The following is a 12162-nucleotide window of genomic DNA, read 5'->3' as shown; positions in this document are numbered from 1 at the left end:
AAAAACCGAGGAGTTGAAAAATATGATACTAGACTAACAAAGCGGGGATACTGTCCAGAGCATTTCCCTTTCCTATTCCGGGACAATCCGACGAAGCTTTGAACTCAAATAAGTTACCCCTCCGTTCTATCCAAAAGGGGAAACACCTGCATATCAGGGGTCTGAGTTCATAAATTTTACAGCTTTTATCTTCATCAAGAAAAACACATTTTCCATCAACCATTTTCATTAGAAACCTAAACGGATAAGACTCCTGACACGGCTCCGCAAAGTCATCTCCTTTAAGACCCACATTTTTCTCTATTCTCGATATATCCAGATCACTGAGTAGTATTTTTCTCCTTCTCTCCTCGGTGTGTTTACAGCATCTGGAACATCGCTGACACTGAAACCTGACACCTTTAGGAAACTTCATAATCTCATTCAATTCTGACACGATTCTACTATTGTGTTTTGGACAAGCCTTAAATCACATTAAATTATCCCATAATAATAAAGTATTTTGTGAAAAATGAGGGTCTGCCTAAATATCATTTGAAGGATTGAGAGAGATGTCTAACGGGGAAGAATTCAGAGATCTCAGCCCAATATTCGAACCGAAATCCGTGGCTCTAATAGGGGCATCAAATAATCCGCTCAAATGGGGTTGGGTCATTCTCTCAAACATTTTATCTCACGGTTACATTGGAAGTGTTTATCCCATTAATCCCAAAGAAGACAATATTTTGGGTTTGAAGACCTATAAAACCATTTTCGAAATCTCTGAGGAGATAGATTTAGCAATCGTGGTAAGACCGGCCGAGAGCGTTCCTCAACACATCGAAGAATGTGTGGAAAAAGAAGTAAAATCCGCTATAGTCTTGGCGGGCGGATTCCGAGAAACTGGCAAAGAGGGGGAAGTGCTGGAAAAAGAAGTGGTGGAAATAGCCCACAAAGGAAAACTGCTTATCGTCGGCCCAAACACCATGGGCGTCTACAGTGCACCGGCAAGTCTGCTAGCCATAATGAGCCCCATAAGCGTAGTGAAGGGCGAGGTATCCCTAATCTCCATGAGCGGAAACATCGGAGTAAACCTGCTCTCCATGGGCAGCACAGAGAATGTAGGTTTTAATAAGTTCGTGAGCATAGGCAACCAAGCGGACATCACCCTAGAAGAATACCTAAAATTTTTTGGAGACGACCCCGAAACCAAAATCATCCTCATCTACATAGAAGGCCTACGCCAGGGCAAAAAATTCATGGAGGTAGCCGAAAAAATCACAGAGAAAAAACCTGTAATAGTTCTAAAAGCCGGAAGATCCACCGCGGGAGCCAAAGCCGCCCGATCACACAGCGGAGCCCTAGCAGGCTCAAACATGATCTACGACGCAGTTTTCAAACAGTCCGGTGTCATAAAAGTATCAACCATTAACGGGATGCTTGAACTGGCAAAAGCATTTATCCATCTGCCCCTTCCTAAAGGTAAAAGGGTGGGCATAGTGAGCTGGGGAGGCGGATACGGAGTTGTTGCAGCAGACGCATGTGAAGAAGCTGGACTAGACATTCCAAATATACAGGAAAAAACAATACAGGAACTGGATAACATACTACCCCCGTACTGGAACAGAGGAAATCCAGTAGACCTCGTGGGAACACTGGACAGAAGCATCCAACCCAAAAGCCTAGAAACAATCGTCAAAGACGAAAACATTGATGCAATCATTGCCTCAGGATTCCTTATAGGAGGAAGCGGAATCAAATTCGCATCCCCCGACACCTTAAAAAAAGGAGTAACCATCACCGAAAGAGGGGTAACCATAGACGAAAAAGGCATCTCCATGGAAGTCTTAGCACAGAAATGGATGCGCAGCTCCGACGAACAAAACATGAACAAGATAAACGAACTGGTAGAAAAGTACCAAAAACCAATCATAGCAGTAACCCTCACCTCAGACACCAAAGCCATACCCAAAGCCTGGGAAAAAAACACAGTAGTATATCCCACCCTAGAAGTAGCAGCGGAAGTCCTAGCCAAAATGTACGAATACAAACAATACCTAGAAAAGAAAAAGAATAATAAAGATTCGGTAATTTGATTTTTGAGATGTTTTTATGAAAAGAGAAATAATTGAAATGTTTATGGAAATCCTTTAATCCATGAGCTATTTTGATGGAAAGTTTGTGAAGCTATAAAAGCCCCCTTAATCCTAAAAACGGGATCCATTATCTAAAAACCAACAGACTTTAAACAGACTGGCAACATCCTAAATTGTTACATTTTAGCAACATACTTATAGGAAAGTTATCAATTATTTTACAGTAGTGGTGATTTCTATGGTTTCCACGGTTGAAGAAGAAGCGGAGAGGGAAATTAGGAAGAGTAGCGCCGACTGGGAGTTTATTCGAAGCCAGTCCCCGAAGAAGCGGATAGCCCTTGAACTTTTCGTAGAGCAGGGGGCCTCTATAAAGCATCTAGACTCGCCGGGCTAACCATTGATGAGTTTGACGAACTCAGACTGAAAGCAAAGATTCCAATAGTGGTCTGGAGAGACGACGATTGATTTAAAGCTTGGACACCTGTTTCCTGTTAGACTGGGCACGTTACAGAAATAGGAAAATCTTAGAAGTTTTCGAACACTGATACGTTGTGGAAGAGAATTCTAAACGAAATAAAATCTGAAGCCGCAGTAACATATATCGGGGAATTAATGGCAAGAGATTTTCTTGTAATATACCCATTCAGAGCTGAACTAAACGAAATTGTAAGAAAAGCCTTCCAGTTGTCTATGGCGGAGTCCCAAATAAGGGTTACGTAACTGTTGCATGAAACCGTATATTTCTGTAGCGTACACGGTCTTCCAAAAGAAATAAAAAGAGAGACAGGGAATATTGGCTCTAACAATCACCCGACGTGTGGCACATGGGAGCCGAATGGGTGAACAGTCCCCTCCTAAGAATGTGGGGAGAGGGCCAGAGGAAACGATGAAGCCCTTTACCCAATGGAAAACCGTTCCCCCCGAATGCGGGCGGATGCAGTCCTTGTGCGGAAAGGCGGGTTGTACCCGAGATGAAGCCAGGGATGAAGCCCGAAGAATTTCCTATATACAGAAAGATATGGAAATTCAGAACGGTTGCAGTCTCGTCTACAATATAATCGCTTGTCACAAAAAGCCGAAACTCATATTCCCTATTTACGAATCTAGCAACAAATTTCCTAGCAACTCTGTGATGCTTATTTCTCTTATCCTAATAGGCTTTAAAAGCTGAAGTGTCAATGAAAATAAGCTTTCCTGCCGCCGCACTAACATTTTCCATGATTGCTCCCTAATAAAGAACCTTATCATGATCTGTGCACTCTACATCGAGCTTAAAATTAACCGGTTCAAGCTTTACGAAGGGATCGTCACTGAAATCCCTGTTCTCCACCAACCAAGACCTTATAGCTTCTCTAACACCCTCTTTAACGTTCATTCCCCTCTTCTTAAGCACTTTTCTAAGAGTTTCATACTCCTCGTCGGAAAGACTGATTTGAACAATCTTCACTTAAAACACCACCCTAAAATGAACGAATGAAAAATATAAATTTTTACATGTGCTTTTACATGCACTACTTAAATGAATAATAATAAAATGAAAAATGATCCTTCATAGCCGTAACTTCTAAACCATCAATCTAGAAAAGCAAGATCAAACAGCCACATAGTAAATACACATAAAACCAAAATGTATAGAATACCGCATAAATCATTCTTAAGAACCGGTAAAAAAATAAAAGGGGGGAGGTTTTATGCTCTGCGTCTCCATAGGATAGCTCCGGCCACTGCTACAATGGCGGCAACTATCACACCGGTCAGCGACAAAGTAAAGAAGCCTTGATTCTGAGAAGAAGAGTAGTAATAGTAGAAGAGCAACGGTATGGCATAGCCCAAGCCAGTGGGTTGAATTATCCAGGTGTTAGCCTCTATTGTTCCCGTGACTGTGCAGTTTTGGATGACCACATTTACCATATGCGGATAATTGGAGATTGCTTCAATACCACCAATAGTGGTTGGAGCCGATGTACTCCCGGTACAAGTCAAAGATGCGGAATCACAAATTAGAAAACTATCCGCCGTTATATTTGACAAAATCGCGTTACTCTGATTATACATTTCAACATCCCAAAAAGTTGTGTTCGTCCCGCTTAACGTAGAAAAGTCAAGCAAAACAACATCTTCGGAAAGGGTACTGTTTTGAGTGTTTAGATTTGCTTTATCGTGGAGAAATACCGAGGCTGATAGAGAGCCATAAATTGTAGCCGTGTGCGTGTCAACAACAGCAATAGAATTCAGAGTAGGAGGATTTACAGGAGTCGTGTCCCAAATAGTAGTATTAATATACGAACCACTGGGCACATCATCTGTTACCGCCATATCACCAGTACTCCTCACAGCATAATAAACATATGTGATGCCCGAAGAACTAATGTTCATAACAGAGAGGTCATAACCAAAGAATGTGGTCATTGGCCAACCATTCGATTGCACATTCACAATGTCAACAACCGAGAAATCATAACTATTCACACTAAACCCTCCAAGTCCACCACCAGTCAAATTAACATTTTCTAAATCTAACGTAGATTGATCCTGCATGGATATGGACATTCCAATTCCATATATAGACATGTTACTGTTCTTAATTGTTGCCGACGCATCATCATGCACAGAAATATAACTTGCCATGGTGCTGTTTACGTTCTGTAAATTGAGACTGGAATACTTTTCCGCTGTAATATATATCATGCTGCCTTGGCTGTTTTTGTAGACTACATTCGAGTAATCGGAACAAAGAAGAGAGTCAAAAGTAGTGTTCTCTAGGTAAACCGTTGAGCTACCATATCCCGAAATTCTCTGAAGAGTGTTGTTATTGGTTATGTTTACATTTGAGCTGGCGAGTGCACATACCGTTTGTAGATCCCAGGTCGAGGGGTAATTACCATTTGTTAGGGTGGTGGTGTTCCTACAATTCTCCAAGCCAGTGATTGTGCTTCCGTCAATAATGAGGCTTCCCGTGGTGCACACAATGCCATATTCTACTTTATTTGTAATACTTGAGTTGTCTACTAAAATGTTTGCTGCATCCACACTTTTGAAATCGGTGATATTACAGTTGGTTATTTGCCCGGTTGAGAAATCACTTGCAGTGAAGTATTCTATTTTGCTGTTGTTAGTTATGTTGATAGTTGAGAAATCCTGAGTTGTAAGCGAGTTTATTGTGCAGTTATTGCCATTCACCGAGGCGCGGAGGCTTGGAAAAACAGTAAATATAGTGGATTGCGATAAGTAAACCTTTGAATTGTCGTAAGCTTGAATCACTGATATGGTGGAGTTGTTAACAGTTAACACAGACGAGTCATAAGTGTATACAGCGGAGAGCGTAGAATTTATGATGGTTAACTGGGAGGAGCCATAAACATATAGATAAACTGAGGACAAATTGGCAGTGTTGTTAATTGTGATACGAGAGGAACCATAGATGCTTATCCAACGTAGTTTATGGGTTGAAGGAACTGTGTTCAGGGTTTCGGTGGTGTTTGTGTAGGTTCCAGTTATTGCACCATTGTCGATGGTGACCACGCTGTCCACGTAGCCTATTCCGTAGCGTAGCTCGTTTACTGTTGAGTCTGTGATGTGCACGAAGGGAGCGAGTGTAATCTTTTCCGTCGGGGTGGAGGCTGCAACGCAGAGTGTTCCTGCAAGAACGGGAACTAAACCTAAGCAGAGCAAAAGCACAACGAGAAAGGATACTAGTATTTTTCTCAAACTTCTATATCCCATTAAACCCTCACAACAAATTTAGGGTCGAATAAATTGATAAGATTCGTTTTTAATAAAAGTTTTTCGATTATGTCAATTCTCATTTGTAGTTTATTTCTTTATATTGCTTGTGCTTGTTGGAAAATTTTCCACTGCTATGAGTAAGTTTTCTTTATCAGTACAATTTAGAATACTTTCGCTCACCTCTCCCTCTCTCCCCTACCCCGCTTTGAGTTTAAACGAAGCCTTTGTCAAAATTAAGCTTAAAAAAGTGCACTCTAAGGATTCCGTTGACCAAAAAATATATAATTTTTTTAAGAGCCGCAGGAGTGGAGAGTATGCTCACCGGCTACGATGAGAACCTAACAGCCAACAATCCCAACACCCCATACTTCGCCTCAAATTCTCCAACCGAATTCCTTTTCGAAAAGGAGTTAACGGACAAGTATCAAAGCGCATTAGACCTCTACCACCGAAACCTCAACGCTGGAAAATTAACCACGGGAAGCTCTCTCCTAGACTCACTCATAGGAGGAGGATTGGAAACCTCAACCTTCACCCTACTCTACGGAGACCGAAGAATCCTCGAAATACTGGTACACAAACTACTCGTCAACACCCTTCTCGACACTACAAAGGGGGGCTTCGCATCACCAGCCACTTACGTCTGTTGTAGTAACTATCGAAAGGAGAGAACGGTGCTCAACACCTACTACCTGGCAGACATAGCCCTAAGCGCCGGCATAAACCCTACAGCAGCCTCCAGAAACATCCACATAGCCATGGCCTTCAACCCCCTGGAAGAATACATCATAAGCAAGGTAACAGGAAGAGTAGTGAGAAAAACCGGCTCCAAGCTCATCTTGGTGAACAATATCGATCTCCTGCTCTGCGACAAAAAAATGAGAGAAGAATTCCCGGATGTAACTCTAACCTCGGTGGTGGGCGGCTTCTGGGAGGCAGCATTTCGAAACGACGCCGCACTAGTGGCTACCTGCAGAGCGGCTCCCCCCAGCCCCAATAATAACCAACCGATTCCCTTACCTGAGGGTGGTTCTGTGCTGAGTCAGAGGGCGGGGGTAATTGTGTACCTGAGGGTTGGTCGCCGAAGAGTGCCCTTTGCGAAAGCCTACCTCCGCAAGCATCCCTCTCTGGCAAATCGAGAGGTAGCCTTTACCTTTAACCGCTACTGCATTCATGACGACCCACTTGTGGATGGAGAATGATTAATATGGGTAGGATCACTGTTCCCTTCCGCGCCGAGTTTAACGAGGTGCTTGAAAGGCTGAGGAAAACCTTCTACGAGGCTCTCGTGGATCCGGAGCGTCGAGAGGCTTTTGACGAGCTGGTTAAGACGTGGTCTGAAACCAAGGGTGCCATGAGTTACGCTGAGCTTCCCTCGGTTCTGCTCTCCCTTCTCTTTAGTGCGGTTGTGGATAACCGGAAGGAAATCATGCTCATCAAAAAGAAATTACTTGAAGGGAGGGAAACGGATGAAGGGGTGGGTAACCCAGAGCTACGTTGACGGAAACCGAGCGGTCAACTGGCTGAGAACACTCCAAGGCTCTGTTGAAAAAGTGGAAGAGACCCACTATCCCGACTTTTATGTCCTTCCCCGGAGAGACCTGAACCCCGACGGCTTCTCTTGGCTCCTGAGAGAGGAGCCCCGAATATTTAACGCCCAAGTTGAGGAGAAGTATGCGGATCTGAGGATGAGGAAGAAAATCCGAGTGGTGCATATTCAAACCGAGTCTCCCAAAGCCTTCCGGGAGGTTGTGCACGTACTCAGAGGAAGGAACGCGGTTAGAAAATTCTATGGAACCGACATCATGCACATTCAACGCTACCTCTGCATTCGAGGCTTCGCCCCCACCATGCTCGTAGAATATCGGAACCACCGGTTCACAAGCATAGAAGACCCGGAGGAGCTTGCCCCCCCACCTCTAACCAAACTCCTCCTCAGAGTGCAGATAGATAAAAGAGGGATTTTGGCTAACCCTGAACGTGACCCCATTAAGAGAATCACCCTACACGATTTCCACGAGGGAAAAGAGGAGCTGAGCGGAAGCGAGGAGTACCTTCTGGAGAACCTTCAGAGAATAATGCAGAGCCAAGATCCAGATATTATCGTGGCTCCGAGTCACCCTTTTAGAAATCTCCACTATGTTGTTCAAAGGGCGAAAATCTTGGGATTTAACATAAACCTTTCCCGAGAGAACGGTGACTTGATCCAGTCTGATTCTCCCCCCTGGAGCAGTTGGAGGGGAAGAACCTATATTTCCTTGGAGTCGTTTGAAAGGTCTGGCCTTGCGGGTCTAAGTGAGCTCTGCAGGTTCGGAATGATTCCCCTGGGGTTAGCGGCTAAGTGGGCTTCGGGAAGAATTGTGGACTGCAGACAGGTCTACGAGGCCATGAAGCTGGGAGTCCTGATACCGGAGGCGAAGAGCTACAATAACTATTTTAGAACCGTAGAAGAACTCTACCTGCAGGACCGGGGAGGGCTAATCATATCTCCCCGGGTGGGGGTGTACGAAAACGTTTGCGCGCTGGATTTTGAATCCATGTATCCCAACCTGATTCTGCGGAGAAACATAAGCTACGAAACCTGCACACCCCGAGGAATAAACTATTCTTGGAAGGGTTTACTTCCCCGGGTGGCTGAGATTGCCTTGGAGCGGAGGCTGCACTTCAAACACCTGCGCCACAGTTTTCCTGAGGGTAGCTCAGAATATGTTTATGCGGATCAGCGGCAGGAGGCTTTGAAGATGATGCTAGTCGTTATATACGGTTACAGTGGCTGCACTTGGAACCGCTTCCAATACATTCCCACTTTTGAGAGCATCAATCTACACGGGAGAGAAATTCTAATCAGAGCCCTAAAAATCTCCATGAGGGAAGGGTTCCAGGTGGTGTACGCGGACACGGACTGCGTGTTCGTCAAGAAATTAGGAGCCTCAGAACAAGACTTTGAAAGATTAGCAAGGCAAATATCCGAGGAGGTTAATTTTCCTATTGCTATAGATAATCTGTACCGCTTCCTGGTACTGTTGTCATCCAAGTCGGATCCCTTGGTTGATGTGGTGAAACGCTACTATGGCAAGCTATACGACGGTAGACTCCACCAGCGGGGAATAGAAACCAGAAGACACGACACTCCCCAATTCATAAAGAAGTTCCAAGAAGAGTTGATGGAGATACTGTTCAACGCCCGGGACTTTGAGGAGGTGAGGAGGAATTATCGCAGAGCCTTGGAATTCACCCTTCAAACCTATAACCGGGTTCTCTCCGGGGAAGTGGACATCGATGAGCTCGTTGTGGAGAAAGACTTGCACAAACCCCTAGATGGATACTCGAGACTTTATCCCCATGTGGCTGCGGGTAAACAGCTGGAAGCACGCGGAGTAGTGACCGGTGAGGGACAGTTGATCAGATACCTTTATGTGAATCATCGCAGTTCCAATCCTCTCACTCGAGTTCAAGCCCTACCCCTATACGATGGTCGGGGATACGACCGAGAAAAGTACGGTGAACTCGTCCTTGAGGCCGCGGAAACTCTTCTCGGAGTTTTCGGTTTTCACCGGGAGAAAGACGAATTAAAACTACTTCTTAAAAAGACTCTGGGTAGCAGTCAAACTGATAAAAGAACATTCATTTCATGAACACTATCGGGTGAAGTATAAAACATGGTTTAAGTTTTTTTGGGTGATTCTACTGTAGTATTTTCTCTCGTAAGAGTTTCTGAATTTTCGCAGGGTTCCCTTCTTCTATCGCCTTCTCCAAATTTTTTCTACCGATTTTGTCGAGTAGTTTTGAGAGGGTTTTCAGCATTTCTATGCTCTCCCTTGAAGCCTCCAAGGGGTTTTCTCTGTAGGGATAGATGTCGAGTGAGTACCAACCATCGTAGCCTATCTTCTCAAGCCAGTAAATTAGTTCCAGATATTCTATGGTGTGTACTGAACCTACGATCATGTCGTCATCCCAAAGCCGGTAGTTATCATTTAAGTGCAAGTGGAATAGTCTCCCATCCCTCATGCAGAGTACAGCCGACTCAGCCATACTTTCATAGGCGGCAAGTGCGTGTCCCACATCAATAGTGACGCCCACATTACTCTTTCCCGTTTCATGTGCAATGAGTAGAGCTTTACCAACTGTTGCTATGTAAGAATGTGTTCGGGGCTCCTTTGGCTTATACTCCAAGCACACCTTAACCCCTGTCTTTGCAACCTCCTTAATGGAATCAACTAGCAGGTCCCATGCCTTTGGGTAATTTGATTGGAAGGGGTAATCGTATCCATCTTGCCCTAGCCAGATGTTAAACAAATCGCACCCTAACTGCTTTGCAACCTCTATTCCACTTCTGCAGGTTTCGACGGCCTCCTTTCTGATTTCTGGGTTTGTTGAGGAGAGGCTTCCATTCTGCCACTTCCTATCCCCAGTTAAATCGACGCCAACCATTGAAACCACGAGCCCAGTTTCCTTAATAATCTCTCTGAAATAGTCAAGATTATTTTCATTCACATCGCCTGGATAGCCCACTTCAACACCACTTAGATCATCTATAGTCGCCACTTCTCGAATTACTTTCTCAAGACTCATTTCAGGTCGGTAACCTATCGTGAGAAACCTGTCTCCACAAGGACTAAAAGCCCAAACACCAAGCGAAAACTTTTTCTCCTTCATAAACAACCACTCCGAAACAAAACATGGAACTCAAAATATTATTTAGTAGCTCCTACTCATTAATTCCTATCCTCATTATTATAATAATTGTTGTAAAAAGGGAAGCAGAAAATCTAAAGTAATTCCCGGTATCTTTTAAAGGCTTCTTCCCATTCCGAAGTGTTTTCAGGTCTATACCTTTTGGGTTTGAAAGAGGAGCGTATAATTCTTCGAATAGTGGAGAGGGAGACTTTTCCGTGTATTGCACAAGCCTGAGTTAGAATATTTCCTATCGCTGTGGCCTCAGCTGGACCAGCATAAACCGGGAGATTAAGAGCATCAGCAATATATTGGCAAAATACCTCATTCTGAGAACCGCCCCCAATAATATAAACCTCCTCCAACGGACATTCTAGAAGACCCTTTAGCTCCTCATAGACCTCCTTATGTCTCAGAGCCAAGCTTTCAAAGATACAGCGTACCATTTCGCCCCGCTTACTCGGCGGTTTCTGCCCAATTCGCTTACAAAAATTCTGTATAGCTTCAGGCATATCCTCGGGGTTAATGAATAGCGGATCATCAGGATTTATAAAATACTTGAAGGCAGGGTAATCTAGTGCCTCCCGAACCAAGTCTTCATAAACTACATTAACTCCCTTAGATTTCCAGTGTCGCACACACTCTTGAAGAATCCAGAATCCTGTAATATTTTTGAGAAACCTGATACTGTTCTCCACACCCACCTCGTTAGCAAACCCCACCCTTAGAACATCCTCATTAACTAAAGGCTCACCAAGCTCAGCTCCCATGAGAGACCAGGTGCCTGAACTTATGAAAAGAAATTTCTTATCTCCTGCAGGTGCAGCTGCCACAGCGGCGGCGGTGTCATGGCAAGGAGGAGAAATCACCAATGTTTCCCTCAGCCCCAGCTCACTTTTCAGTTGATCCGTCAACCCGCCGAGAACCGTCCCGGGTGGAACCACTCTCTGGAACCAAGCGGGATTATATCCCAGTTTCTCTATAAGGGGCCAGCACCAATCATGCTTAAACACATCATAGATCTGAGTAGTGCTCGCCAGTGTCATCTCTGAGACTGGTTTTCTGGAAAGGAGGTAGTTGAAGAAGTCGGCCATCATGAGAATCTTGTCGGTGATGGATGCCACAGGAGTTTTACTCATCGCGTAGAGCTGGAAAATGGTGTTTATCCGCATGAACTGAATCCCCGTATATGAGAAAATTTCCTCCTTCGGAACCAGTTTGAATACTTCCTCCATAATGCCCTCGGTTCTAGGGTCCCTATAGTGTCTCGGGTTGCTCACAAGTTCATCTCTTGCATTCAATGGAGCGTAGTCAACACCCCAGCTGTCAACGCCCAGGCTGGCTATTTTTGCTTCATAGCTCTGGGCACACCGCCTTAAACCCTCCCTTATCTCGTCATAGAATCTTAAAACATCCCAATAAAGCCCTCCAAACAAACGGGTTCCCTCTGTTCTAAATCTGTAGACCTCCTCTAAAGTAAGCCGATTATCCGACCAGTCTAATTTGCCCAGCATTAGTCGACCAGTACTTGCACCCATATCCACCGCAACAAAATTCTCCAACTCAAACACCACCGAAAATACTAAAAGAATTATAAGTAATCCTCCTTTATAGATTCCGCTCCAAGTTTAGAAATGTAGAAGTTAGGGACATTTGTCACCCCTTGCTGTTAATTGGTAGGATGTCC

The 12162-nt window shown here is 44.4% G+C and carries 12 protein-coding genes; 7 read left to right on the top strand and 5 right to left on the bottom strand.

From position 1 onward, the window contains the following. Positions 1-28: 28 nt before the first annotated feature. Positions 29-415: a YkgJ family cysteine cluster protein gene (locus ACUVXA_RS08570; RefSeq protein WP_445870837.1), complete on the bottom strand. Its 387-nt coding sequence runs from the start codon at positions 413-415 to the stop codon at positions 29-31. 136 nt (positions 416-551) lie between these two features. Here ACUVXA_RS08570 and ACUVXA_RS08565 point away from each other — a divergent pair, with 136 nt between their 5' ends. From ACUVXA_RS08565 to ACUVXA_RS08550, 4 genes are all read left to right on the top strand, one after another. Continuing rightward, on the top strand, positions 552-2075 hold the full coding sequence (locus tag ACUVXA_RS08565) for an acetate--CoA ligase family protein (RefSeq protein WP_445870836.1): 1524 nt from the start codon (positions 552-554) through the stop codon (positions 2073-2075). A gap of 238 nt (positions 2076-2313) precedes the next feature. Further along, entirely contained in the window at positions 2314-2469 is a 156-nt protein-coding gene (locus ACUVXA_RS08560) for a hypothetical protein (protein ID WP_445870835.1), read from the top strand. Between the two features lie 155 nt (positions 2470-2624). After that, entirely contained in the window at positions 2625-2795 is a 171-nt protein-coding gene (locus tag ACUVXA_RS08555; protein WP_445870834.1) for a hypothetical protein, read from the top strand. 73 nt (positions 2796-2868) lie between these two features. Then, on the top strand, positions 2869-3246 hold the full coding sequence (locus ACUVXA_RS08550; RefSeq protein WP_445870833.1) for a hypothetical protein: 378 nt from the start codon (positions 2869-2871) through the stop codon (positions 3244-3246). Between the two features lie 57 nt (positions 3247-3303). On the opposite strand, the gene ACUVXA_RS08545 is transcribed toward ACUVXA_RS08550, so the two are convergent. Both ACUVXA_RS08545 and ACUVXA_RS08540 read right to left on the bottom strand, forming a co-directional pair. Then, positions 3304-3522: a ribbon-helix-helix protein, CopG family gene (locus tag ACUVXA_RS08545; RefSeq protein WP_445870832.1), complete on the bottom strand. Its 219-nt coding sequence runs from the start codon at positions 3520-3522 to the stop codon at positions 3304-3306. A gap of 242 nt (positions 3523-3764) precedes the next feature. After that, positions 3765-5798, bottom strand: coding sequence for a hypothetical protein (locus ACUVXA_RS08540; RefSeq protein WP_445870831.1), 2034 nt, complete (start codon positions 5796-5798; stop codon positions 3765-3767). A gap of 269 nt (positions 5799-6067) precedes the next feature. Here ACUVXA_RS08540 and ACUVXA_RS08535 point away from each other — a divergent pair, with 269 nt between their 5' ends. Genes ACUVXA_RS08535 through ACUVXA_RS08525 form a run of 3 tightly spaced genes read left to right on the top strand, consistent with a single transcriptional unit; the run spans position 6068 to position 9436 of the window. Further along, positions 6068-7003, top strand: a complete 936-nt coding sequence (locus tag ACUVXA_RS08535) for a hypothetical protein (RefSeq protein WP_445870830.1) — start codon at positions 6068-6070, stop codon at positions 7001-7003. A gap of 5 nt (positions 7004-7008) precedes the next feature. Then, positions 7009-7302, top strand: a complete 294-nt coding sequence (locus ACUVXA_RS08530) for a hypothetical protein (RefSeq protein ID WP_445870829.1) — start codon at positions 7009-7011, stop codon at positions 7300-7302. Next, positions 7271-9436 carry a DNA polymerase domain-containing protein gene (locus tag ACUVXA_RS08525; RefSeq protein WP_445870828.1) on the top strand — a complete coding sequence of 722 codons (2166 nt, stop codon included), beginning with the start codon at positions 7271-7273 and terminating at the stop codon, positions 9434-9436. Before ACUVXA_RS08530 ends, ACUVXA_RS08525 begins: the two co-directional genes overlap by 32 nt. 49 nt (positions 9437-9485) lie before the next feature. Here the strand turns inward: ACUVXA_RS08525 and ACUVXA_RS08520 are convergent, their stop codons facing one another. After that, a complete protein-coding gene (locus ACUVXA_RS08520) occupies positions 9486-10457 on the bottom strand; it encodes a sugar phosphate isomerase/epimerase family protein (RefSeq protein WP_445870827.1) in 972 nt (323 codons plus the stop codon). A 113-nt stretch (positions 10458-10570) separates the two neighbouring features. Then, positions 10571-12037 (bottom strand): rhamnulokinase, encoded by a 1467-nt coding sequence (locus ACUVXA_RS08515; protein ID WP_445870826.1) that lies wholly within the window; start codon positions 12035-12037, stop codon positions 10571-10573. Between the last annotated feature and the right edge of the window lie 125 nt (positions 12038-12162).

Source organism: Candidatus Jordarchaeum sp., assembly GCF_052745115.1.
Note: the sequence above shows the minus strand (reverse complement) of the source record. Positions and strands in the feature narration are given on the sequence as shown.